Annotated in this window: 25 protein-coding genes and 2 tRNA genes; 6 read left to right on the top strand and 21 right to left on the bottom strand. The window is 59.6% G+C overall.

Annotation, left to right across the window (positions count from 1 at the left end; translation table 11 throughout):
• Positions 1-19: 19 nt before the first annotated feature.
• The 15 genes from Q4T40_08365 to Q4T40_08295 form a co-directional block, all read right to left on the bottom strand.
• A complete protein-coding gene (locus Q4T40_08365; GenBank protein MDT8901247.1) occupies positions 20-280 on the bottom strand; it encodes a stage V sporulation protein S in 261 nt (86 codons plus the stop codon).
• Positions 281-363: 83 nt separating this feature from the next.
• Complete coding sequence (locus tag Q4T40_08360; protein ID MDT8901246.1) at positions 364-1,413, bottom strand: radical SAM protein; 1,050 nt, start codon at positions 1,411-1,413, stop codon at positions 364-366.
• 91 nt (positions 1,414-1,504) lie between these two features.
• Positions 1,505-2,218, bottom strand: a complete 714-nt coding sequence (rnc, locus tag Q4T40_08355) for a ribonuclease III (protein ID MDT8901245.1) — start codon at positions 2,216-2,218, stop codon at positions 1,505-1,507.
• Positions 2,219-2,222: 4 nt separating this feature from the next.
• On the bottom strand, positions 2,223-3,464 hold the full coding sequence (fabF, locus tag Q4T40_08350) for a beta-ketoacyl-ACP synthase II (GenBank protein MDT8901244.1): 1,242 nt from the start codon (positions 3,462-3,464) through the stop codon (positions 2,223-2,225).
• 15 nt (positions 3,465-3,479) lie between these two features.
• A complete protein-coding gene (locus tag Q4T40_08345) occupies positions 3,480-4,442 on the bottom strand; it encodes a nitronate monooxygenase (GenBank protein ID MDT8901243.1) in 963 nt (320 codons plus the stop codon).
• A gap of 88 nt (positions 4,443-4,530) precedes the next feature.
• Positions 4,531-4,767: an acyl carrier protein gene (locus Q4T40_08340; GenBank protein ID MDT8901242.1), complete on the bottom strand. Its 237-nt coding sequence runs from the start codon at positions 4,765-4,767 to the stop codon at positions 4,531-4,533.
• Between the two features lie 38 nt (positions 4,768-4,805).
• Complete coding sequence (gene fabG / locus Q4T40_08335) at positions 4,806-5,549, bottom strand: 3-oxoacyl-[acyl-carrier-protein] reductase (GenBank protein MDT8901241.1); 744 nt, start codon at positions 5,547-5,549, stop codon at positions 4,806-4,808.
• A gap of 1 nt (position 5,550) precedes the next feature.
• Positions 5,551-6,495 carry an ACP S-malonyltransferase gene (gene fabD, locus Q4T40_08330; GenBank protein MDT8901240.1) on the bottom strand — a complete coding sequence of 315 codons (945 nt, stop codon included), beginning with the start codon at positions 6,493-6,495 and terminating at the stop codon, positions 5,551-5,553.
• A gap of 40 nt (positions 6,496-6,535) precedes the next feature.
• On the bottom strand, positions 6,536-7,474 hold the full coding sequence (gene fabK, locus Q4T40_08325; protein ID MDT8901239.1) for an enoyl-[acyl-carrier-protein] reductase FabK: 939 nt from the start codon (positions 7,472-7,474) through the stop codon (positions 6,536-6,538).
• Positions 7,467-8,480, bottom strand: coding sequence for a beta-ketoacyl-ACP synthase III (locus Q4T40_08320; protein MDT8901238.1), 1,014 nt, complete (start codon positions 8,478-8,480; stop codon positions 7,467-7,469). Before Q4T40_08320 ends, fabK begins: the two co-directional genes overlap by 8 nt.
• Complete coding sequence (gene plsX, locus Q4T40_08315) at positions 8,470-9,489, bottom strand: phosphate acyltransferase PlsX (protein MDT8901237.1); 1,020 nt, start codon at positions 9,487-9,489, stop codon at positions 8,470-8,472. The genes Q4T40_08320 and plsX overlap by 11 nt, the downstream gene beginning before the upstream one ends.
• 1 nt (position 9,490) lies before the next feature.
• Complete coding sequence (gene fapR / locus Q4T40_08310) at positions 9,491-10,057, bottom strand: transcription factor FapR (protein ID MDT8901236.1); 567 nt, start codon at positions 10,055-10,057, stop codon at positions 9,491-9,493.
• 144 nt (positions 10,058-10,201) lie between these two features.
• Positions 10,202-10,381 carry a 50S ribosomal protein L32 gene (rpmF, locus tag Q4T40_08305; GenBank protein MDT8901235.1) on the bottom strand — a complete coding sequence of 60 codons (180 nt, stop codon included), beginning with the start codon at positions 10,379-10,381 and terminating at the stop codon, positions 10,202-10,204.
• Between the two features lie 72 nt (positions 10,382-10,453).
• On the bottom strand, positions 10,454-10,960 hold the full coding sequence (locus Q4T40_08300; GenBank protein MDT8901234.1) for a DUF177 domain-containing protein: 507 nt from the start codon (positions 10,958-10,960) through the stop codon (positions 10,454-10,456).
• Between the two features lie 267 nt (positions 10,961-11,227).
• A complete protein-coding gene (locus tag Q4T40_08295; protein ID MDT8901233.1) occupies positions 11,228-12,430 on the bottom strand; it encodes an acetate kinase in 1,203 nt (400 codons plus the stop codon).
• Between the two features lie 197 nt (positions 12,431-12,627).
• Here Q4T40_08295 and Q4T40_08290 point away from each other — a divergent pair, with 197 nt between their 5' ends.
• Positions 12,628-13,881, top strand: a complete 1,254-nt coding sequence (locus tag Q4T40_08290) for a nucleotidyltransferase family protein (protein ID MDT8901232.1) — start codon at positions 12,628-12,630, stop codon at positions 13,879-13,881.
• On the opposite strand, the gene Q4T40_08285 is transcribed toward Q4T40_08290, so the two are convergent.
• A complete protein-coding gene (locus tag Q4T40_08285; GenBank protein MDT8901231.1) occupies positions 13,802-14,629 on the bottom strand; it encodes a patatin-like phospholipase family protein in 828 nt (275 codons plus the stop codon). The two genes, Q4T40_08290 and Q4T40_08285, sit on opposite strands and share 80 nt — an antisense overlap.
• 98 nt (positions 14,630-14,727) lie before the next feature.
• Between Q4T40_08285 and ylbJ the strand changes: the two genes are divergently transcribed.
• Positions 14,728-15,978: a sporulation integral membrane protein YlbJ gene (gene ylbJ / locus Q4T40_08280; protein MDT8901230.1), complete on the top strand. Its 1,251-nt coding sequence runs from the start codon at positions 14,728-14,730 to the stop codon at positions 15,976-15,978.
• Between the two features lie 50 nt (positions 15,979-16,028).
• On the opposite strand, the gene Q4T40_08275 is transcribed toward ylbJ, so the two are convergent.
• The 3 genes from Q4T40_08275 to rsmD are packed head-to-tail and all read right to left on the bottom strand — an operon-like array spanning position 16,029 to position 17,562.
• The gene (locus tag Q4T40_08275) at positions 16,029-16,481 is read right to left on the bottom strand and encodes an ATPase (GenBank protein ID MDT8901229.1); all 453 of its coding nucleotides are present in this window, start codon (positions 16,479-16,481) and stop codon (positions 16,029-16,031) included.
• Between the two features lie 28 nt (positions 16,482-16,509).
• A complete protein-coding gene (gene coaD, locus Q4T40_08270) occupies positions 16,510-16,992 on the bottom strand; it encodes a pantetheine-phosphate adenylyltransferase (GenBank protein ID MDT8901228.1) in 483 nt (160 codons plus the stop codon).
• A gap of 15 nt (positions 16,993-17,007) precedes the next feature.
• Positions 17,008-17,562 (bottom strand): 16S rRNA (guanine(966)-N(2))-methyltransferase RsmD, encoded by a 555-nt coding sequence (gene rsmD / locus Q4T40_08265; GenBank protein ID MDT8901227.1) that lies wholly within the window; start codon positions 17,560-17,562, stop codon positions 17,008-17,010.
• 146 nt (positions 17,563-17,708) lie between these two features.
• Here rsmD and Q4T40_08260 point away from each other — a divergent pair, with 146 nt between their 5' ends.
• A complete protein-coding gene (locus tag Q4T40_08260; protein MDT8901226.1) occupies positions 17,709-19,391 on the top strand; it encodes a DUF4127 family protein in 1,683 nt (560 codons plus the stop codon).
• Between the two features lie 104 nt (positions 19,392-19,495).
• On the opposite strand, the gene Q4T40_08255 is transcribed toward Q4T40_08260, so the two are convergent.
• Positions 19,496-20,194: an NlpC/P60 family protein gene (locus tag Q4T40_08255; protein ID MDT8901225.1), complete on the bottom strand. Its 699-nt coding sequence runs from the start codon at positions 20,192-20,194 to the stop codon at positions 19,496-19,498.
• 163 nt (positions 20,195-20,357) lie between these two features.
• Between Q4T40_08255 and Q4T40_08250 the strand changes: the two genes are divergently transcribed.
• From Q4T40_08250 to Q4T40_08240, 3 genes are all read left to right on the top strand, one after another.
• Positions 20,358-20,434 (top strand) — tRNA-Pro (locus tag Q4T40_08250).
• 136 nt (positions 20,435-20,570) lie between these two features.
• Entirely contained in the window at positions 20,571-21,239 is a 669-nt protein-coding gene (locus Q4T40_08245; protein ID MDT8901224.1) for a hypothetical protein, read from the top strand.
• A gap of 379 nt (positions 21,240-21,618) precedes the next feature.
• Positions 21,619-21,693 (top strand) — tRNA-Gln (locus Q4T40_08240).
• A gap of 244 nt (positions 21,694-21,937) precedes the next feature.
• Here the strand turns inward: Q4T40_08240 and fusA are convergent.
• Positions 21,938-24,022, bottom strand: a complete 2,085-nt coding sequence (fusA, locus tag Q4T40_08235; protein ID MDT8901223.1) for an elongation factor G — start codon at positions 24,020-24,022, stop codon at positions 21,938-21,940.
• Positions 24,023-24,090: the final 68 nt, after the last annotated feature.

The raw sequence follows: 24,090 nt of genomic DNA, 5'->3' as shown, positions 1-24,090 counted from the left end.
CACTAGGCATTTCCCCAGTTCAGCGCGGCTCGACGATGAACCGGATGGCGGTGCGCTCCTCCCCGTCAATGGAGATTTCGGTGAAGGCGGGAATTGTGATGAGATCGATCCCGTTGGGCGCGACAAAGCCGCGAGCGATGGCAACTGCCTTGATGGCCTGGTTGACCGCTCCCGCCCCAACTGCCTGCACTTCGGCCGAGCCTCTCTCTCTGAGTACGGCAGCGAGGGCGCCTGCTACTGATTTTGGATTTGACTGCGCGGATACTTTGAGTACTTCCATACCATAACCCCCTTTTGCGGTAAGAGCTTCGTTGGGTATAAGGTATTCGCCATGTTTCCTAAAAATTCCTTCTTTGGTATTTTTTAAGTGCTAAATAACATCGCTTTATTTAATATATATGTCAGATTACGGTGGAAGACGGCGATTTCGCCGCGCCGCGGCCAGTCGGCGGCGAGGCGGCAGCCGGCGAGGCGGTAGGTTTTTTCCCAGTAGAGGAGGTTGGCGTTGCTTATTCCGCGCACGACGGAGGCGTCGCGGGGGTGGTGGCGGATGAGCATTTCACCGGGGGGGCGGCCGATTTTTTCGAGCAGGCCGGCGACCATGATCCGAAAGAGGTAGGCTTCGGTCATTGCGCCGAAGGCGGGGTGATAGGGGCCGGCGAGGACGGCGCCGCCGCTGAGTTCTTCGCTGGCCTGGAGACCTACCCTGATGGCGGGAATGCCGTTGTTTTCGCACCGGTTTTTGAGGTAGGCGGCGCGGGCGACGGCGGCTCCCAGGGTGAGCGGACGGTATGCGCCGGCGGCGGCCATGGCGGCAAGTTCGGTGCCGGCAAGGACGACGGCCGGGTAGATGCGGATGAAGTCGGGGGCGAGGGCTAGAACCTGCTTGGTGGTGGCGATTAGGCTAATCCAGTCTTCGCCGGGGAGGCCGGGCATGAGCTGGAGGCCGCATTTGAGGCCGGCGTCTTTGATGGCGGCGACGGCGGCGGCGGTGTGGCCGGCGGTGTGGCCGCGGGCGGCGGCGGCGAGGACGCGGTCGTCCAGAGACTGGGCGCCGAGTTCGACGGTGCTGACACCGAAGGCGGCCAATCTGGCGAGCGTTTCCCGGTCGATGGCGTCGGGGCGTGTGGAGAGACGGATGGCGTTTATCTGGCCGCGGTCGAGCGCCGCTTTGGCGGGGGCGAGGAGTTCTTCCTGCCAGGCGGCTGGCAGGCAGGTGAAGGAGCCGCCGTAGAAGGCGATTTCCCAGGTGGCGGCGCGGCGCGGCTCGGCGAGGCGCTCGCCGATGAGGGCGGCTACTTCGGCGCCGCCGGGCGGGCGGTCTACGCCGGTTATGGTCCGCTGGTCGCAGAAGACGCACCGGTGGGGACAGCCTTGGTGGGGTATGAAGACGGGGATGATGCTGTGGCGCATTGTTTCACATCCTGAAGAAGTTGCGTTGGTTTAAAGGCGAAAAGGATGTTTAAAAGTCCGCGGGGAGCTTTTAAACATCCTTATATCTGTTTCAGTCGCTGGCGCCGAGTTGTTCGACCGCCCGGCGGGCGGCGCTCTGCTCGGCTTCCTTTTTGCTTCTGCCGTTGCCTGTACCGAGGAGGACGTTGTTGACGCTCACGGCTACCGAGAAGGTTTTGTTGTGATCCGGCCCGCTTTCGCCGATGACTTCATAGCTGATTCTGACGTCGCCGTTCTTCTGGGCGATTTCCTGCAGGATGGTTTTGTAGTCGCGCCCGAAGTCGCCTCCGGATATAGCTTCGAGTTCGCCGGCGAGGAGGCGCAGGACGCATTCGCTGGCGGCGGCGAAGCCGCGGTCGAGGTATACGGCGCCGACGATGGCCTCGAAGGCGTCGGCGAGGATGGAGTCGCGTTCCCTGCCGCCGGAGGCTGCTTCCCCCCTGCCGAGGAGGAGGTGGCGGCCGATGCCGAGTGCTTTGGCCCTGCGGGCGAGCGTGGGTTCGCAGACGAGGGCGGCTCGCGCTTTGGTAAGTTCGCCTTCGGGCAGGCTGCCGAAGCGCCGGTAGAGGTATTCGCTGATTACGAGGTCAAGTACGGCGTCGCCGAGAAACTCCAGCCGCTGATTGTGGGCCAGGTGGCCTGTTTTGCGTTCGTTGGCGAAGGAGGTGTGGACGAGGGCCTGGCGGAGGAGGGCCGGGTCGGCGAAGGCAATGCCGAGGGCGCGGCCAAGGTCGTCCGGCGGGTCGCTCTCCTGGCGGCTGTCCATGGCGTTAGCCGACGTATTTCTTGACGAGGATGGTGGCGTTGTGGCCGCCGAAGCCGAAGGAGTTGGAGATGGCGACGTTGACGACCTGCTTGCGGGCCTGGTTGGGAACGTAGTCGAGGTCGAGCTCGGGGTCGGGTGTTTCGTAGTTGATGGTGGGGTGAATCATGTCGTTGGCGACGGTAAGGGCGCAGACGATGCATTCGATGCCGCCGGCGGCGCCGAGGAGATGGCCGGTCATGGATTTGGTGGAGCTGACGGCGAGTTTTTTGGCATGGTCGCCGAAGAGGGCTTTTATGGCCAGGGTTTCGTTTTTGTCGTTGAGAGGGGTCGAGGTGCCGTGGGCGTTGATGTAGTCGACGTCGCTCGGCTTGAGGCCCGCGTCGGCGATGGCTTTGGCCATGACTTTGCCCTGCTGGACGCCCTCGGGGGCGGGGGCGGTGATGTGGTAGGCGTCGGCGTTGGCGCCATAGCCGGCCATTTCGGCGTAGATTTTCGCGCCCCGCGCTTTGGCGTGCTCGAGTTCTTCGAGGATGACGATGCCGCAGCCTTCGCCCATCACGAAGCCGTCGCGGCCGCTTTCGAAGGGCCGGGAGGCTTTTTCGGGGGCGTCGTTGCGAGTGGACATGGCTTTCATGGAGCAGAACCCGGCCATGGCGGCCGGCGATATGGTGGCTTCGGTGCCGCCGCAGACCATGATGTCGGCGTCGCCGCGCTGGATGATCTTGAAGGCTTCGCCGATGGAGTTGGTGCCGGTGGCGCAGGCGGTGACAACGGTGAGGCAGGGACCCTGGAGACCGAAGGTGATCGAGGTGAGGCCGGAGGCCATGTTGGCGATCATCATCGGCACGAAGAAGGGGCTGATGCGGTTGGGTCCTTTTTCGAACAGGACTTTGTACTGGTCGTGGAGGGTTTCCATGCCGCCGATGCCGGTGCCAACAAGGGTGCCGGCGCGCTCACGGTCGATTTTGTCGAGGTCGAGTTTGGCGTCGTCGATGGCCATACGGGTGCAGGCGATGGCGAACTGGGTGAAGCGGTCCATGCGCCGCGCCTCTTTTTTGTCCATATAGTTGCCCGGCTCGAAGCCCTTGACTTCGCCGGCAATCTGAGTGGCATAATCACTGGCGTCGAATTGGGTCACTTTGGTTATTCCCGATTTGCCGGCCAGGAGCGCGCTCCAGAATTCTTCCAGGTTGTTGCCCACTGGCGATACTGTGCCCATTCCTGTTATAACAACTCGTTTTTTCACGTATTTCACCTCGCGTTAGTCATTTGTATCTTCAACTTCGTTAGCTTCTTTGAGAAGGCGGGCGAAAATTTCTTTGACAGGCAAGATGGCGTCTATTTTATGAATGTACTCGCCGGTGAATACCAGGCCTGTTTCCGTATCACCCTGCTGGGCCCTGATGAGGGCCTTGATGATGCAGAAGTTGCGCTCGCAGTGTTTGAGGCATGCGTCGCAGGAGTCGGGCACATCGACAGTACCTTCAAGAATTTTCTCGGCAAAGGGGTTCTTAACGGCCCTCCCCGGAAGGCCGACCGGACTTTTTATGAGGACTACGTCTTCCGGTTTGGCTTTGAGGTAGAATTCCTTGAGGGCGGGGGCGGCGTTGGATTCTTCGCTGGCCATGAAGCGGGTGCCCATTTGCACGCCGTCGGCGCCGAGTTTGAGAGCCTCGACGATGTCGCGCCCGTTGATGACGCCGCCAGCGGCGATAACGGGAATTTTGACGGCGGCTCTGACTTCGGGAACGATTTCTTTCATGGAACGGTCAGTGCCGAGGTGACCGCCGGCTTCCTTGCCTTCGACGACAACAGCCGCTGCGCCGAGCGCTTCGGATATTTTGGCCAGTTTGGCGCTGGAAACGATGGGAACGATTGGGGTGCCGGTTTCCTTGCCGATGGCGAACATGTCGCGGGAGAAGCCGGCGCCGGCGACTACCACGTCGATGCCTTCTTCGATGGCTGTGCGGACAAGGTCAGGGAATACTCTCGCGGCCACCATGGCGTTGATGCCGATTAGTCCCTTGGGGGTGAGCGAGCGGGCTAGGCGGATTTCGTGGCGCAGTTCGTCCAGTGTCATACCAGATGCTGCGATTAGGCCAATGCCGCCTGCTTCGCCAACGGCGGCCGCCAGTCTGGCAGTGGAAATTCTTATGGCCATGCCCCCCTGTATGATGGGCACACGCGCAACCAGCTTCCCTATCCTTAGTTCAGGAAGTTTCAAGAAACAACTCCTCCATTCGCCGGACAATTACCCTCAAGAAAGTCCCGCGAAACATCTTCCACGGGACTTTCTTTTTTTAGGTAATTTTTTAACCCTGCTTTTCCTTGTCTATGTACTCCACAGCGTCCCTAACCGTCTTGATTTTTTCGGCGGCTTCGTCGGGTATCTCGATGTTGAATTCCTCTTCGAAGGCCATGATAAGCTCGACGATATCGAGCGAATCCGCACCCAGGTCATCGATAAAGGTGGAATCCAGACTAACGTCGGCTTCGTCTACGCCGAGTTGTTCGACAACGATTTCTTTTACTTTGTCAAAAGTCGTCATTATGTTCACCTCCTTCCGGAACATCCTGGGTAGTCAGGTTACATTACCATGCCGCCGTCGACGTTTATTGTTTGGCCGGTAATATAGTTTGCCGCGTCCGAAGCCAAAAATAACACGGCTTCCGCGACATCTTCCGGCGTACCCAGGCGACTGAGCGGTATCTTTTGGGCTAGGTCGGCCTTGGCCTGCTCGGAGATGGCTGCCGACATGTCGGTGGTTATGTAGCCGGGGGCAATGGCGTTGACGGTGATGCCTCTGGCGGCGAATTCCCTGGCCGCCGATTTGGTGAAGCCGATGACGCCGGCCTTGGCGGCAGCGTAGTTGGTCTGGCCGGCGTTCCCCATGATGCCGACGACAGAGGTCATGTTGATGATTTTGCCGGCACGCTGTTTGATCATGACTTTGGCGACGGCCTTGGTGCAGTTGAAGATGCCTTTGAGGTTGGTGCTGATTACGGCATCCCAGTCGTCTTCTTTCATGAGGGCGAGAATGTTGTCCCTGGTGATGCCTGCGTTGTTGACGAGGATGTCGATGCGCCCGTAGGCGGCGATGGCGGCTTTGACGAGTTCGCCGACGGCTTGGGAGTCGGCTACGTCGGCCTTGAAGAGGATTGCTTCGCCGCCGGCTTGTTTGATGTCTTCGACAGTTTTTTCGGCGGCAGCGAGGTTGCCGGCGAAGTTAACGACGACTTTGGCGCCCTCGCGGGCGAGGCGGAGGGCGGTGGCCCGTCCTATGCCCCTGGAAGCGCCGGTTACAATTGCCACTTTGCCATCTAAAAGCATTTTAGCGAACCTCCTTGAAATAATCAAGGGTTTTTTGCAGGGAGAGGTCATCTTCGACGTTGAGGGTTACGGCGTCCTTGGCGATCTTTTTGGTGAAGCCGGTGAGAACTTTGCCGGGCCCTGCTTCGACGAATACGGAGGCGCCGAAGGCGACGATGGCGGCGACGCAGTCTTCCCACAGTACGGGGCTGGCCGCCTGGCGGACGAGGGAGGCTTTGATGGCGTCGCCTTTGGTTACGATCTGGCCGTCGACGTTGGCGACAACGGGGATGGCGGCGTCGCTGACGGTTATTTTGTCGAGTTCGGCGGCGAGTTTTTCGGCGGCCGGCTTCATGAGGGTGCTGTGGAATGGGGCGCTGACCGGCAGGGGAATGGCCCGTTTGGCGCCGGCCTGTTTGAGTGCTTCGACGGCGGCTTCGACGGCGGCTGTGGCGCCGGCGATGACTACCTGACCGGGGCAGTTGAAGTTGACGGCCTGGACGGGACCGGCCTGCTGTTGGGTTTTTTCGCAGATGGCGATGATTTGGTCGCGTTCGAGTCCGAGTACGGCGGCCATGCTGCCTTCGCCGAGGGGGACCGCTTCCTGCATGAGCTGGCCGCGTTTGCGGACAAGGCGGACGGCGTCGGCGAAGCTGAGGGCGCCGGCGGCGACGAGGGCCGAGTATTCGCCGAGGCTGTGGCCGGCGACGATGGCCGGGGCAAGGCCTTTTTCGGCCAAGACGCGGTGGCAGGCGACGCTGACGGTGAGGATGGCGGGCTGGGTGTTGTAGGTTTTGCGCAGTTCTTCCTCAGGGCCGCCGAAGCAGAGGTCGGTGATGGAGAAGCCGAGGGCGGCGTCAGCTTCGGCGAAGGTGGCACGCGCCACCGGGTATAGGTCGTGGAGGTCTTTGCCCATGCCTACGGTCTGGGAGCCCTGACCGGGAAAGACGAAGGCCGTTTTTGTCATTGTTTAGCATCCCCTTTGCAAGGTGGCTTTCGCGCGTTTGCTAACGCCGTTCCAGGCCGGCGAGCACGCGGGGTATGTCGCCGATTATTTCGGCGATGATGGCGGCGGCTGGTTTGATTTCGGTTATCATGCCGGCGATCTGGCCGATCATGACGGAGCCGTTTTCGATGTCGCCGTCTACGGCGGCGGCTTTGAGTGTGCCGGCGCCGAGGCGGTCGAATTCCTCGGGCGGCGCGCCGCGCCTGTCAAGGGCGGCGAATTCTTTGGCGAGTTTGTTGTCGAGGACGCGCACCGGATGGCCGCCGGCGAGGCCGGTGATGACAGTGGAGCGTTCTTTGGCCTTGACGACGACTTCTTTGTAGTCGTGGTGGGCGGTGCACTCCTGCGAGGCGACGAAGCGTGTGCCGATCTGGACGCCTGCGGCGCCGAGAGCGAAGGCGGCGACGACGCCGCGGGCGTCGGCGATGCCTCCCGCGGCGATGACGGGGAGTTTGACGGCGTCGGCGACCTGAGGGACGAGGGTCATGGTGGTTACTTCGCCGACATGGCCGCCGCTTTCCATGCCTTCGGCGATGACGGCGTCGACGCCGGTGCGCTCGAGCCTGCGGGCCAGCGCTACGGAGGCGACGACGGGGATGACGCGGGTGCCGTTTTCTTTGAGGGCGGCGATGTATTCCGCGGGGTTGCCCGCCCCGGTGGTTATGACGGGGATTTTTTCGTCAAGCATGACCTGCATTACTTCCCTGACGAACGGCGACATGAGCATTATATTGACGCCGAAGGGTTTGGCGGTGAGTTCCTTGGCTTTGCGGATCTCCGCTCTGAGGGGCTCCGGGGGCATGTGGCCGGCGCCGATGAGGCCGAGCCCGCCGGCGTTGGAGACGGCGGCGGCGAGTTCGGCGGTGGCTACCCAGGCCATGCCGCCCTGCAGGATGGGGTATTCGATGCGCAGTAGCTCTAAGAGCCTGCTTTTAAGCAATAGTTTTAGCCTCCTTGCACCACTTTATGACGCACGAGGCCCAGGTGAGGCCGGCGCCGAAGCCCACGGCGACGATGACGTCGCCGTCTTTTACGCGCCCGTCGTCGATGGCTTCCCTGAGGGCGATGGGGATGGAGGCCGAGGAGGTGTTACCATAGCGGTCGACGTTGACGATGACTTTTTCCATCGGCAGTTTAAGGCGCTTGGCGGCCGACTGGATGATGCGGATGTTGGCCTGGTGCGGGATGAGGATATCGACGTCCGCGGCTGAGAGGCCGGCGTGGTCGAGGGCTTTGAAGGCCGATTCGCCCATGACTTTGACGGCGAATTTGAAGACTTCGTTGCCGTTCATGTGGACGAAGTGCTGGCGATTGGCAACGGTTTCGGCGGTGGCCGGCAGGCGGGAGCCGCCGGCAGGAAGCTTGAGGAGGTCGCCGCCGGCGCCGTCGGCGCCCATGTTGAAGCCGATTATGCCGCAGCCGGGAGGGCATTCGCCGAGGACGACGGCGCCGGCGCCGTCGCCGAAGAGGACGCAGGTGTTGCGGTCGGTGTAGTCCATTATCCGGGTGAGGGTTTCGGCGCCTATGACGAGTATTTTTTTATAAAGGCCGGTTTTGATGAATTGGGCGCCGGTGTTGATGCCGTACATGAAGCCGGAGCAGCCGGCAGCGAGGTCGAAGGCGGCGGCGTTGTCGGCTTTGAGGTTTGCCTGGACCAGGCAGGCGGTCGAGGGGAAGAACATGTCGGGGGTGGCTGTGGCGACGATGATGAGGTCGATTTCGTCAGGGCTGGTTTTGGCTTCGGCGAGCGCCTTTTCGGCGGCGCGGGTGGCAAGGTCGGAGGTGGCCATGGAGGGGTCGACGATGCGGCGTTCGCGGATGCCGGTGCGCTCGACGATCCATTCGTCGGAGGTGTCGACCATTTTTTCCAGGTCTTTATTTGTCAGTATTTTTTCCGGTACATAGATGCCCAGCCCCAGTATCCCTACTCCCATATCAGTCTTCATTGGCGATGTTGCCCTCCTTAGCGATGTTTTCGCGGATATGTTCGACAACTTTTTTTTCGGCGAATTCTTTGGCTACCCTGACGGCGTTTTTGATGGCTTTGGCTTTCGAACTGCCGTGGCAGATTATGAAGCCGCCGTCGACGCCGAGGAGCGGCGCGCCGCCGTATTCGGCGTAGTCGAGCTTTTTCTTCAGGCCTCTGAGGGCCGGGAGTACGAGGAGCGAGGCCGTCTTGGCCAGGAAGCCGGCGTTTTTGATGGCGTCTTTGACGAGCTGCAGGATGGCGCCGGCGAGCCCTTCGCCGAATTTGAGGACGATGTTGCCGACAAAGCCGTCGCAGACGACTACGTCGACGCCGCCTTTGGGGATGTCGCGCCCTTCGACGTTGCCGATGAAGTTGAGGGTTTTGGCGTGTTGCAGGAGCGGATAGGTGGCAAGCACCTGGTCGTTGCCCTTGGTTTCTTCTTCGCCGATGTTGAGCAGACCGACACGGGGTTTTTTGATGCCGAGGACGTATTCGGCGTAGATCGAGCCCATTACGGCGCTCTGGAGGAGGTGCTTGGGTTTGGCGTCGGTGTTGGCGCCGGAGTCGAGCAGGATGGTGGTGCCGGCGAGGTTTGGCATCGGGGTGGCAATGGTCGGGCGTTCGATGCCGGATATGCGGCCGAGGCCGAAATGGGCGGCGGCTACGGCCGCGCCTGTGCTGCCGGCCGATATGACGACGTCGCATTGGCCTTGTTTGACCAGGCGGGTGGCTACGACGACGGAGGCGTCTTTTTTCTTGCGGATGGCGGCGCCGGGATGGTCGGTCATTTCGATGACCTGGCTGGCGTGATGGACGCTTATGCCCATGGCCCGCCAGTCGCCGGCTTTATCGAGCAGGGGGGTTATTTTCTCTTCGTCGCCTACCAGGATTATCTGGCAACCGTATTCGCGGGCCGCGTCGACGGCGCCGCGGACGATTTCGTCCGGTGCGAAGTCCCCACCCATCGCATCTATGGCAACCTTCATTTTATCTCCCCTCGTAGTCTAACGAGACCATGATGAATTTAGAGCGGAATACTTCCTGTTTTTCGTTCCTAGTCTTTACCCAAACAAAATATTTATTGCCTCTTTTTTTCACTACTTCGGCTTTGGCTACCAGCTTTTCGCCTGCTGTGACGGGTATTTTGTACTTGATGTTGGCGACTCCGGTGACAGCCGCCGGCGCATCGAGGACGGCGAGGGCGAGGGAGTTGGCCTGGGCGAAGATGTAGTGTCCGCCCGTGACTTTGGTTTTTTCCATGACCATGTTGTCGTCGACGGTCATGACGGATATGCCGGACCGGCCAAGTTCGAGGTCGACGAGTTCGCCGATGACGTCGCCGGTGCCGATGGCCTTGAGCTTGGTGCGAGCTTCTTCGGCCATTTGTTTGGTCCTTTCCCTGAGCTCCGGTATGCCGAGCGCCAAGCGGTCAAGTCTGATGGTCTGGACGCTTACCCCCATCGCTTCCGCCAGCGCGTCGTCGGTCATAAAGGGGCTGGTTTGCAGTTTTTCCAGCAAGGCTTCATGCCTGAGCTTCTTCTGGGGGCGTGTCACATTATCACCTTTTTTATCAGTAAGTATTATAACCTAATACTAGTATAGCGAGGGTTTTTGCGTTTTGCAAGAAAAAAACAAAGCAAGATAAAAATGGCATTTTGCCTTTTATCTTGCTCATTCGGAGCCTTTTTATACAGGGGCTTACTCGGCGGCTTTCACTACTTCCTTGCCTTTGTAGTAGCCGCATTCGGGGCACACGCGGTGCGGCATTTTCATTTGATGGCACTGAGGGCACTCGACGTAACCGGGTGCGGTTAGTTTCCAGTTGGCGCGGCGCTTGTCGCGACGAGCTTTGGACATTTTGCGCTTGGGTACTGCCATGGTCCGTATCCACCTCCTTGCGGGCCGGCTATAGGGCCGCCGTTCGTGTATGCGCAGGTTGTTTTGGTTGCGCTATTGTTTCGGTAGTAGTTTTTCCAGCGCCGCGAGTCGCGGGTCGATGCTGGCGGTAACGCAGTTGCAGGGATTTTCATTGCGGTTTGCGCCACAGACGGGACACAGGCCGCGGCATTCTTCGTCGCAGAGGGCTTTGAGCGGTTCGGCGACGATGAGCGCCTCGCGCACGATTTCGGTAATGTCGATTTCGTCGCCGTGGTAGACGAGCGCGTCCGGGTCGGTGGCGGCGGAGCCTTCTTCGCGGAAGGTTTCGCTGAAGGTGACGGCCACTTCGCGGGTGAAGTCGGTCAGGCACCTGTCGCAGTTCAGGGCGGATTCGCCTTTGATTTCTCCGGATATGGCGAGCAGGCGGCCGGTGTTGACAGCTTCCCCGGTTACTTCCAGCCGGCCTCTGAGCCAGAGTTCGCCGGCTTCGCCGGTTAGCTCTTCGACAGTGCCGTGAAAACTAAATGATTGGCTGGCGCCAATCGCTTGTCGAAGCTGCGCGATGTTAATTTTCATCATTTTCCACCCCAACCTTCATTAATTATAGCGACAGCACCGGGGTTTGTCAAGAAACAGGCTTGTTCTCCGTTATTATTCCCGCTGACGGCTGCTTTCGCTGCGGAAATGCGGTTTTTCGCTGGGGCGGGAAAAAGGTTGCTTCATATAAAATATGGGTATGAAAAAGGGAGGGTCTCCCCTCCCCTGTCCGTTCTTATGAGATGCTGACGGATAAAACCGCGCCGAGAGGCAAGCACGCCGCAGAGGAAGGCTTGTCAACGGCCGGAATTATACGAGGTTGGCGCAGATTTGCTCGGTGTCCCTGGCGATGACCAATTCTTCGTTGGTGGGTATGACGAAGATTTTGACCTTGGCGCCGTCGACGCTGATTTCGGTGGCTTTGCCGCGAACGTTGTTTTTGACGGGGTCGATGCGGGTGCCGAGGAATTCGAGCCCCTGGCAGATTTTGTCGCGCATGGAGACGGAGTTTTCGCCGAGGCCGGCGGTGAAGACGATGGCGTCGACGCCACCCATGGCGGCGACGTAGCCGCCGATGTATTTGCGGACTTTGTAGGCGAAGACGTCGAGGGCGAGTTGGGCCCGTTCGTTGCCTTCATTGGCGGCTTCCTCGATGTCGCGGAAGTCGCTGGAGATGCCGGAGAGGCCGAGGACACCGGATTTTTTGTTGAGGTAGGTGTCGATCTGGTCGGGGGTGAGGCCTTCTTTTTTCATCAGGTAGGTGATTATCGCCGGGTCGATCTCGCCGCAGCGCGTGCCCATGACCAAGCCTTCGAGGGGGGTGAAGCCCATGCTGGTGTCGACGGATTTGCCGTGTTTGACGGCGGCGATGCTGGCGCCGTTGCCGAGGTGGCAGGTGATGATGCGCAGGTTGGTGATGTGTTCGTCCATCAGTTCGCCGGCCCGCTGGGAGACGTAGCGGTGCGAGGTGCCATGGAAGCCGTAGCGGCGGACGCCGTATTTTTCGTAGGCTTCGTAGGGCAGGCCGTACAGGAAGGAGTATTTGGGCATGGTCTGGTGGAAGGCGGTATCGAAGACGCCGACCTGGGGCGTTTTGGGCATCAGTTCGGCGCAGGCGTTGATGCCGAGGATGTTGGGCGGGTTATGGAGGGGCGCCAGGTCGATGCATTCTTCCAGGGCGTCCATGACTTGCGGGGTGATGAGGACGGAGTCGGCGAATTTTTCGGCGCCGTGGACGACCCGGTGGCCGATGGCGTTGATTTCCTGCATGCTTTTGAGCACGCCGTGTTCGGCGTGGGTAAGAGCTTCGAGGACCATTTTGATGCCGATGCTGTGGTTTTTGATGTCGGCAGTGAGGACTACTTTTTCTTTACCGGCGGGCTGATGGGTCAGCTGCGCACCTTCCAGTCCGATGCGCTCTACCAAGCCCTTGGCCAATACCGACTCGTCGGTCATGTTGAAAAGCTGGTATTTGATCGACGAGCTTCCGCAATTGACCACAAGGATTACCATGTTGATTCCTCCAATGCTGTTTCGTCATATCTGGTCTGACCACCAGACTACATATTTACTTTGCCTTCTTCGACACCCGTATTATTTTCCCTGCCTTTCAGCGAGACTATTATCAAAAATATGTATTTGCCGGTGGAAGGATTTGGGGCGCCTCAGGACGAAGGCTGTGGCAACGAAGATGCGGAGGTATTGCTTTGATGCGCGCGGTGGGTATTGTGGCCGAGTATAATCCGTTTCACAACGGACATCGCTATCATGTGGAGGAAACGCGCCGCTTGTATGGGGATGCGCCGATTGTGGCGGCGATGAGCGGTAATTTTATGCAGCGCGGCGAGCCGGCGCTGTTTGATAAGTGGACCCGCGCGGAGATGGCGGTGCGCGGGGGTGTGGATCTGGTGCTGGAGCTGCCGGTGGCTTTCGCGGTGCGGAGCGCGCAGTTTTTTGCCGCCGGTGCGGTCCGTTTCCTCTATTCTCTTGGAGTGGTGGACTGGCTTAGTTTCGGGGCGGAGCACCCTGAGCTGGGGGCGCTGAAGCTGTTGGCGGCGGCGGTGGACGATGAGACGGTGCGGGCGGTTATGCGCAGCCGGCTGGACGCGGGCGAGACTTACGCCGCCGCGCTGGGAAAGTCGTTGGCCGCCGCGAGCGGTCTGCCGCCGGCGATGGTGGCTTCGCCGAACAATATTTTGGCGGTGGAGTATCTGCGGGCTATTGAGAAGTTTGCGCCGTATATGGTCCCCTGCCCCGTCGCCCGTCAGGGCGCGCATTATCATGAGAAGGTTGTCGCGGGGGCGATCGCGAGTGCTACGGCGATCAGGGGAGCGCTGTTGGGTGGGCGAACGTTGGAGGCTTTCGGGGCCATGCCGCCTTCCGCCCGGGAGCTGGCGGAGCGCTGTATGGCGGAGGGGCGCGGACCGGTGTCGTGGGGCGGTTTGACGGTTGTTTTGCTGGCCGCGTTGCGGCGGGCGGCTGTGGCTGAGTTAGCGGAGCTGCCCGATGTTACGGAGGGGCTGGAGTACAAGATGAAGGCCGCCGGGGCTGCCGGCGGCCTGGAGGGGTCTTTGGCGGTTCTGAAGAGTAAACGGTATTCGCTGACCCGTCTGCAGCGGGTGCTGGTGCATGCTTTGCTGATGACGGATCGCAGGACGGTGGCGGGGTGGGACGAGTGTGGCCCGCTGTATGCGCGGGTGCTGGCGTTTAGCGGGCGGGGGCGAGAACTGCTGCGGGCAATGGCGAAGACGGCGGCGGTGCCGGTGGTGACGAAGACTACGCATTTTCTCCATAGCCGCGATCTTGACGGAAGGGAGCTGACGCCGCTGCAGGCGATGCTGGCTTTGGATGCGCTCGCCACGGATGTGTACAGCCTGGGGATGCCTAACCCTGAGTGGCGGCGCGGGGGCCGGGATTTTCGCCAGTCGCCGCTTTATGTTGCTTGTCGGCCAGTAGGTTCCTGAGCCGGGGGAGGCCTGCTTCCATGGCTCGGGCGCCAAGGTCGACGCATTCGTCGATTTCGGTGAAGGAGCTTGGCGAGATGTGGCCGACGTCGGGTTTGATCAGCAGGTCGCTGTAGTGCTGGCGTTGTTTGAGGAGCTGCCGCTCAACGATGTCGATGGTTTGGATGATGATGTCGAAGATGTTTGTGAGGGCGGCGACTTCGCCGGTGGGAACGAGGTCGACGGCGATGACGATGTCGGCGCCCATGCTGTGGACGACGTCCATGGGTGTGGGGTTGACGACGGCGCCGTCGATCAGGAGACGGCCGTTGTATTCGTAGGGTACGAAGACGCCGGGTACGGATATGCTGGCTCTTACGGCGTGGGCGACTTCGCCGTCGCGGAAGACGACTTCCTCGCCGGTGTTGAGGTCGGCGGCGACGACGGCCAGGGGGATGGCGAGTTCGTCAAAGTTTTTGCGCCGCGTGAGTAGCTTTATGGTTTCAAGGGTTCTGTCCCCGGCGACCAGCCCCATTTTGGGGATCACAAAGTCGATCCAGTGGCGGCGCTTGAGGTTTTTCGCCAGTTTGAATATCGTTTCGCTGTCAAGGCCGGATGCGTAGAGGGAGCCGATGAGGCTGCCGATGCTGCAGCCGGCTATGTAGTCTACGGAAATACCTTCGCGCTCCAGAATTTTGAGGACGCCGATGTGGGCCAGGCCTCTGAGGCCGCCCGAACCCAGGGCCAATCCGATGGTCGGTCGCGTCATGTGTGCCTCCTGTCTGTGAGGGTGTGTTGGGGTTATATTAACTCTCCCGCCCCAATATATATATTAGCAGACGCCGGGGTTGAGGAGGGGAGTTAGATATGGGTTTGTGGGGAAAAGGGCGGCGTTACCGTTCACGCTTGCTGACATTTTTTATGGCTCTCGCCACGGTTTTCGTGACCGTTGCCATGGTGCAGTACCCCAAAGACGCTTTCGATTCGGCGATTATGGGGCTTAATCTCTGGTGGAACGTCGTTTTCCCCGCTTTGTTGCCTTTTTTTATTTTGTCAGAGATTCTGATGGGTCTGGGGGTGGTGCATTTTATCGGGGTGCTGCTTGAGCCGCTGATGCGCCCGGTGTTTAACGTGCCGGGTGTCGGCGCTTTCGCGCTCAGCATGGGACTGGCTTCGGGGTATCCGATGGATGCGGTGATAACGAGCAAGTTCCGCAAGAACCGGCTTTGTACGGCGGTGGAGGCGGAACGGCTGCTGTCGTTCACCAATACCGCCGACCCGCTGTTCATGTTCGGGGCGGTGGCGGTGGGCATGTTCGCGATGCCGGAGCTGGGGGCGACGATCGCGCTGGCGCACTATTTATCCAGTTTCCTTGTGGGGATCGTATTCCGCTTCCACGCCCGTGGCCGCGACCGTCTCACTCCCGAGGAGGCTACGCCGCCCGGCAATATCATTATCCGCGCTTTTCGGGCTTTGTATAACGCCAGGCAGGAGGATAAGCGGTCGATGGGCCAATTGCTCGGCGACGCGGTAAAATCTTCGATGAATACTATTCTCCTTATCGGCGGGTTCATCATCGTTTTTTCCGTTTTCCTGCGAATCGTGTCTGTGATTGGGGTGACGGCCGTGCTGGAGACGGCGTTCGCCTGGGTGCTGGGCGCCGTGGGCTTCAGCACTAATCTGGCGCCGTCGCTGGTAAGCGGCTTGTTCGAGATCGATATCGGCGCGATGGCGGCTGCCCAGGCAAACGCGCCGCTGGTGGAAAAGGTGGCTATGGCCAGCGCGATCATCGCCTGGAGCGGATTATGCGTCCACGGACAAGTGGCCAGTATCGTAATTGAGTCAGGCATCAGGATCGCGCCGTATATTTTCGGCCGCTTGCTGCACGCCGTGCTGGCGGCGCTGATAACGCTGCTGCTGATGGATTCCGGGGGAATTTTCCCGACTGCGTTGAGCGTGCCGGCCGCGGTGATGCCAGGGGGCGGCTGGTCGCCGGTATTCTGGCTCACCCGGTTTGAGCAGATGGGGTATGTGGCGCTGCTCTGCACGACGCTGCTGATAGCGCTTTCGCTGGCTTGGCACATTGGCCGCGGGGTTAGGCTGATGATAAAAAAATAGGGAGCGCGTCGCTCCCGGAATGCGTATATTCACCGGCCGCCTTCCGGCGGCTAGTCTTTTTGGGCCTGATGAAGCTTGCCGTGGCTCTGGCGGACGACTTCGAGCGTTTTGGCGAGATTTTCTTCGAGATAGCCGAAGACGTCGTCGGCGTAGGCGACGGCGTCGCCGCGAAGGTCGCGGGCTTCTTTGTGGGCCTGCTGGAGGATCTCGTTGGCCTGTTCCTGGGCCTGACGGGCGATGACGTTCTCGTCGGCGAGGCGGTGAACGTAGCTTTTGCCCTGGTCGACAATCCCCTGGGCTTCTTTCTGGGCGTCTTCAATGATGCGCTGCCGTTCGCTGAGGACGCGATTGGCTTCCATCAGTTCGCCGGGCAGCACTTCCCTAAGTTCGTCGATCAGGCGGCCGAGGTCGTCTTCGTCGATGACCCGTTTGTTGGTGAAGGGCACCCGCGAAGCCTCCAGGAGCAAGCCTTCCATTTCTTCCAATATCTCTTCTACTGTCATGCCATTATCCTCCTCCCCTGCCTGGGGTTCAGTCCTGGTTGAGGCGCTCGATAATTTTCGCCGCCACGGCCGCAGGTACGAGCCCGCTGATGTCGCCGCCGAATTTGGCCAGCTCCTTGACGCCGGTGGAGCTGACGAAGGAGTAGTCGGCGGTGGTCATCATGAAAACCGTTTCCATCTGGGGGTCGATCTTTTTGATGAGCAGCGCCCGCTGGAATTCGTATTCGAAATCGGACAGGGCTCTCAGGCCGCGGACGATGATGGTGGAATCCTGGCGGCGCACGTATTCGTATAGCAGTCCGGAAAAGCAGTCGACTTGTACGTTGGGAATGTGGGCGGTGGCCATCCGCAGCATTTCGACGCGCTCTTCCATGGTGTAGAGCGGTTTTTTGTTAGGGTTGTGGAAAACGGCGACAATAATCTTGTCAAAGATGCTGCTGGCTCTGGCGAAGATGTCGAGGTGGCCGTTGGTTACAGGGTCGAAACTGCCGGGGCATACTGCGATACGCACTGATGAGCCCTCCATTCAGGTGGTGTGTTCGAGAAATGTGAGCAACGTTTCCCCGTAGCGTTCGGTGCGGCTGATTGTCAGGTTCACCAGGCCGGCTGGCAGCGGCTCGTGGCGCGAGTGTTCGATTATGACGACGCCTCCGGGCTTTAAGAGCTTGCCGGCGTCGATTTTTTCCAGGATGGCGGCGACCAGTCCCTTGTTGTAGGGAGGGTCGCAGAATATGATGTCGAAGGTGCGGCCGGAGCGCGCGAAGTGCCCGGCGGCGGCAAGTGCGTCCTTGCGGAGGAGTTCGGCTTTTTCGGCAAGCCTGGCCCGGTCCGCGTTGTCACGAATCAAGGCGTTGCTTGCTGGGCTGGCGTCGACGAACACGGCGGCGGCCGCACCCCGGCTGAGGGCTTCGAGGCCGAGGTTGCCGGTGCCGGCGAAAAAGTCGGCGACGGCGGCTCCCCGGATGCGGTCGGCCAGGATGGCGAACAGCGATTCTTTGACCCTGTCGCTGGTGGGCCGGACGTCACGGCCGCGGGGGGCTTTGAGTTTGAGGCCCTTGGCAGTCCCGGTTATAATCCGCATTTTTTTCATTCACCTTTTATATCTTACCACATTTATACAAAATAGTAATAGGTTCTGTCAAGTTCCCGGAACAAATTCCCGCGTTTACAGGATTTCGGGCGCCGGGGTCGAATTTGGTGTAGGTCAAGCCCGACAAGAGGTGAATCATGTTCAGACGTTTCCTGTGCTGCCTGGCGATCATCGCGGCGGCGACCGCTACGGCGGCAGCCTTGTATCTCAATTTCGGCTATATCCGCACCGCGCAGCCGGTTGTGCTGACCGCGCCGGCCGCGAACGGGATGACTGTGCTGCTGGTGCCGCTCGACAGCCGCCCGCCCTGCACCCAGTTCGTGGAGCAGCTTGGCCGCCTTGCCGGCATCCGCGTCGTGCTGCCGCCGACCGAGCTGCTGGACGAATATCGTACTCCCGCGAACCGCACCGGCCTGCGCGACTGGCTGCGTAGCCAGGCGGCGAACGCGGACGCGGCGATCGTTTCCGTCGATATGCTTGAGCACGGCGGTTTGCTGGCCTCGCGCCTCGGGACAGGGACGGCCGCCGACGCGGAGGCCGCTCTGGAAGCGCTTTCCGAAGCGCACAGGAGCAACCCGCAGCTTAAGATCTACGCTTTCAGTATTATTCCCCGACTGCTGGTCGCCGACAATGCCGATTCGGCCCGCTACCAGAAAAAGATGTTGGCGTATTCGGTTCTCAAGGACGAGGTACTGACGTTTGAGAACCCGCGGGACCGGGATAAGCTGCAGAAGGTTTCCGCCCAGCTCCCGCCGGCGGTGGTCAACCGTTACCTCTCTCTGTACGAGGCGAACACTCAGCTCAATTTCCGCCTGCTGGCCATGACTGAGGAGGGCGTGCTCGCCGGGCTGGTGATCGGCCAGGACGACGGGTTCCCTTTCGGGATGCCGAATATGGTAAAAAGCCGCCTGAGCCATTATGTGGCCCGTCGGCCTGCTTTGGCGGACCGCGTTGTCATCACCCGCGGGACGGACGAGGTGGCGCTGACGCTGCTGGGGAGGATTGCGATGCAGGCGGCGGGCTACCGGCCGAGGGTGTTCGTGAGGTATTCTCATCCGGAGGCGCCGGGGATTGTGATGCCGTATATGCCGCATTCCATGGCCCGTACGGTGGCCGAGAAGGTCGCTCTGATCGGCGGTAAGCTTGTCGACCGGGCGGATGGCGCCGATTTCGTGCTGTACGTCCATGCCGCCACCGCCAAAACGGGGCCAGGACTGCCGGCGGCGGCCGCCCGCGAGGTGAGGGAACTGATGGCTGCAGGCCACCGCGTGGGGGTGGTGGATCTGAGCGAGCATTTTCTCGCCGAAGATACGCTATTGCCACACCTGCTAAGGGGCGGCGCCGATCTGGCGCGGTTGGCAGCATACGCCGGCTGGAACACGACGAGCAATTCGCTGGGAACGGCGGTGACCCAGGCGGCGGTTTTCACCGCCGCGCTGGCGGGCAAGGGCCTTAGGACCGATAGATTGGGGCTGTACAAGTTGCAGTACGAGTTTCTTGCCAGCCGGATGCTGGACGATTGGTATTATCAGAAAGATGTCCAGCCGTTCGTAAACCGGCGGCTGAAAATGTCTAAGGTCGATCCGTACAATCTCGGTGAGCATATGCAGCAAGTCGAGGGCTGGATAAGCGGCCTGATGGCCGACCGGGCGAATACGCTGCTTCGCGATGGGCTGGCGGGGCAGACGCTGCCGGTGAGGAGCGCCGACGGGAAGCGGTATGTGGTGAACGGGCTGGCGCTGAAGTGCCGCCTGCCCTGGCAGCGGACGTTCGAGGTGAGGCTGGAGCCAACGCTGAGTTTTGCGGTTGTGAACGAGTAAAGAGCGCCCTCCCCCGCCCTATTCGGCTTGCCAATGCTGTACAGAAAACGGCCGTATCAACGGACGCAAAAAGAACCGGGGTTATTACCCGGTTCTTGTATTTGTTATCTAATTATTCTCCTTGCGCCCAGGTAGCGTTCCAGATAATATTGCTTGTTCAACGGGGTTACGGTGACCTCCTCGGCGCCGGAGCTGGCGTGGATGAATTTGCCGCCGCCGATGTAGATGCCAACGTGCGAGGGGCCGGGTTCGTAGGTGCTAAAAAAGACGAGATCGCCTGGGGCCAGGTGGCGGCGGCTGACTGGGACGCCGACTTCGAATTGGCCGTCGGCCATTCGCGGCAACTGGATGCCGAAGGTGTTGTAGACGTACCAGATGTAGCCCGAGCAGTCGAATCCGCCCGGGGACCGGCCTGCCCAGACGTACGGCACGCCGACGAATTTTTTGGCAAAGGCGACGAGTTGCTGGGCTTTGCGCGTTTCCGCCTGAGCGCGGCTCGGCTGGCCGTCGGCGGGTTTGAAGTCGCGCAGGGCTTTTATGGTGGCGGGGCCGGCAACACCGTCGGCTTCGAGGCCGACGTCGAGCTGGAACTCCAGGACGGCGAGCTTGGTCTGGGAGCCGAAGTTGCCGTCGGGCGTGTCTTCGTAGTAGCCGAATTCCAGCAGCTTTGCCTGGAGTTTATAGATGTCGTCGCCGCTCATGCCCTGTTTGAGAAGCGACGGGGACGCTGCGGCGTGGGCGGCGGCGGTGGCGATGAGCAACGCCATTATTACGGTGAAGACGATTTTTTTCGTGCGCCTCATGCTTCCCCTCCCCGCTTTTTATGCTGCAATTAAAGAAATTCGCCAAAAATAGGAAAAATCCTGTCCGGCTTTTGTTTTAATTTATATATTTTTAGGCCTGCTTTCCAGGTCTATCATGTTGACTTTTCCCGCCGGCTTGTGTATACTAAGAAACGTTGAATGACGGGGCGTAGCGCAGTTTGGTAGCGCGTTCGGTTCGGGACCGAAAGGTCGCAGGTTCAAATCCTGTCGCCCCGACCATGCAAACAAGAAGGACAGACGATTACGTCTGTCCTTCTTGTTTGCATGTGCGACGACTCTGAGCTTTTCTTGCCCATTATTTTTCAACATAGTATTATGGTAGCAACAGGAAATTTATTAAGGAGATGATGAATGTATGTCCAAAATATTACTGGTGTTGGTTTTCGTTTGCCTATCTTTTTCTTCTGCCAGCGCCGCACCGATCACAAAAACTCTCGCCGAGGATACCCTTCTGCATCCCCAGGGCGACGTTTCTGGTTCTGTTAAATTTAAAGGAGGAACGTCAGTAACTCTAAATGAACAATACGAAGTAATATCGGGAACGTTAAAATACTACGGATTTTTAATCCCTGCGTCTAAAGGCTTTTTCTATTTCTACGACAAGGACTTGCATTCAACGTTAATGATCTTCAAACCAGATACTTGCCCAATAGTATTTAATGCTCGCGGCGAGGTGCTCTCCGGTCAGATAGGTGAAGACGCTTCATTTCTCATTTGGGGCTCGGCGTCTCACGCAACTTTCAAAAAAAATACATATATTGAATTTGATGAACAAGGTTATGTCAAGACTGGAACTATATATTCTGATATTACCTTTCGCCCTCTCGGTTGGCGAAACTTCCTTCCACTCGATGATAACGCCGGTTTTATATTATTCAAAGGCGAAACAGAAGTTTTTTTCGGTCCCGGTGGCCAAGTGTCCCGCGGAACTATAGCCAAAGAATTCAAAATTAACAAAATAACATACCCTGCAGGCACGACACTCCAATTTAGTGAATCATCCGATCCACAAATAGTAAAATAATCGCTCGCGCTTTTCTCCTATAATAATAGATAGAGCTCCACAGGCGGCGGAGAACGCAGGCGTGCTGCGCCGTTGCAAAGGCTGTTACGCGCCGTTGGCAAAGGAGGCCGGTAACACGAACGTACGCCCGGCCATGGACGGCTCGCACACAGTAGGCGGGTGGCTATTGCCTATTATACCGACGGCGGACTAGGCATCGAATACAGAACGTGGGGCGAGGAGCCATCGGACACGGACGTCCGTTGGCGACGGTACGGCTGTGTCGGCCCGAGCCTTACGGCGTGTTCAGCCGCAGCTCCGGCGCACAGCCTGCGTTCTCCGCGAGAGTTGCGATAAGGAACCAAGACATGATATATTTTTCTTAAAGGAAACTTTATATAGGGGCGTCGCCAAGCGGTAAGGCAACGGACTTTGACTCCGTCATGCGTTGGTTCGAATCCAGCCGCCCCTGCCAAGGAAGAGAAAAGCACCTGCTTGCGCGGGTGCTTTTTCGATGGTCCAGTTTTGATGGGTTGAGGTTGCGTAAAAAGCTCCAGATGCAAGGCGCACCGGAGGCTGACACCACCGTTTCCTCTGCGACAACATTAATATGCGTTGTTTGCTGAGGATCGGTTTAACAGCATCGCGCGTACACGTACGTACGCTGAGGATGGCAGCCGAGGAGCAACGCCGCAGATGGACTTTTTACGCGACCGAAATTATTCGTCGTCTTCTTTGTCTTTCTTGTAGGCGGCAATAATCCCTTCGGCGATACGCTGCGGGACTTCTTCGTAGTGGTCGAAGGCCATGTCGAATTTGCCGCGACCCTGGGTCATGGAGCGAAGGTCGATGGAGTAGCGGAAGACTTCGGCCAGCGGCGCCTGGGCGCGGACTACGCCCAGCCCCCCTCCTATCGGCTCCATGCCGAGGATGCGGCCGCGGCGGCTGTTGAAGTCGCCGATGATGTCGCCCATGTAGGACTCGGGGACGGTGACTTCGACGCTGTAGACCGGCTCGAGGAGGGTGGGCTTGGCCTGGAGGGCGCCTTTTTTGATGGCGCCGGAGGCGGCGATCTTGAAGGCCATTTCCGAGGAGTCGACGTCGTGGTAGGAGCCGTCGGTGAGGTTGACTTTCATGTCGGTGACGGGGTAGCCGGCGATGATGCCTTTATCCATGGCTTCGCGGACGCCTTTTTCGACGGCCGGGAAATACTGGCGGGGCACGGCGCCGCCGAAAATGGACTCGGTGAATTCGAAGCCGGTGCCGGTGGGCAGCGGGTCGAGCTGCAGCCATACGTGGCCGTACTGGCCGTGCCCGCCGCTTTGTTTTTTGTGTTTGTATTCGACTTTGACGCTGGAGCGGATGGTTTCGCGGTAGGGGATGCGGGGGTCGCTGAGTTTGACGTCGACGCCGAATTTGCGTTTCATGCGCTCGGCGATGACGTCGATATGCATGTCGCTGATGCCGCTGGCGAGAAGTTGGTGGGTTTCGAGGTTTTTCTCGAGGGTGAAGGTGGGGTCTTCGTCGGCCATGCGGGCGAGGGCGTTGCCGATCTTGTCCTCGTCGCCCTTGTTTTTGGCTTCGACGGCCATGGTGAACATCGGCTTGGGATAGGCGATGGGGTCGAAGACGACGGGCTTGTCTTTGTCGCAGATGGTGTCGCCGGTCTTGGTTTCGGCCATCTTGGCGACGACGACGATGTCGCCGGTGTTGGCCACGGTGAGGGTGTCCTGGGTTTTGCCGCGCATGGTGAAGATGTTGCCGATGCGCTCGCTCTTTTCACGGCTGGCGTTGTAGAGGGTGGAGTCGGGTTTGAGCTGGCCGGAGAAGACGCGGATGTAGCTGAGACGGCCGACGAAGGGGTCGGCGGTGGTTTTAAAGACCAGGGCGGCGAACGGGTCGCCGGCTTTACGCTCGACGGGGTCCTTGGTGGCGGGACTGTGGCCTTTGGCGACGGCGTTTTCCGGCGAGGGGGCGTAGGTGATCAGGGCGTCGAGGAGTTGCTGGGGGCCGATGTTTTTGGCGGCTGCGCCGCACATGACGGGGCAGAATTTGCCCTGGGCCGCGCCTTTGATGAGCCCGGTGCGGATTTCTTCGTCGCTGAGTTCTTCGCCTTCGAGGTATTTCGTGAGCAGGTCGTCGTCGGCTTCGGCGGCGGCCTCGATCATGGCAAGCCTGGCTTCCTCGGCTTTGTCTTTAAGATCGGCGGAGATTTCGCCTTCGGTGTACTGGGTGCCCTGGGCGTTGGCGACGGTGTAGGCTTTCATTTTAACGAGGTCGACGATGCCTTTGAAGCTGTCCTGGGCGCCGATGGGTATCTGGATCGGGAAGATGTTGTTGCCGAATTTCTCTTTCATCTGGTCGATGGTGGAGTAGAAGTCGGCGTTTTCACGGTCCATCTTGTTGATGAAGGCGAAACGGGGCACGCCGTCTTCTTCGGCGTACTTCCAGACGTTTTCGGTGCCTACTTCGACGCCGGAGGCGGCGCAGAGGACGATGAGGGCGGCGTCAACCGCTCTGAGGGTTCCTTTGACTTCGGCGACGAAGTCGGCGTAGCCCGGCGTGTCGAGGAAATTTATTTTATGGTCATGCCACTCGCAAGGGGCCAAACCGGTGCTTATCGTTACTTTGCGTTTGACTTCCTCTGGCTCGAAATCGGTGGTCGCCGTGCCATCGTCCACTTTGCCGAGACGAGTGACAGCCCCGGTGGTGTAAAGCAGAGCTTCCGCGAGCGAAGTCTTGCCGGCGCCACCATGGGCGAAAATGCCTACGTTCCGGATTTTGTCGCTTTTGTACTCTTTCAAATCAAGTCCCCCCTGCTGGTATTGTCCTGTCCCACACGGTAGTGCGGCGAGAGTAAATGCGGTACTCT

It is taken from the genome of Selenomonadales bacterium 4137-cl (assembly GCA_032334055.1).
Taxonomy (GTDB): Bacteria; Bacillota; Negativicutes; order Sporomusales; family UBA7701; genus Anaeroselena; species Anaeroselena agilis.
This window is presented reverse-complemented; position numbering and strand designations above follow the sequence as displayed.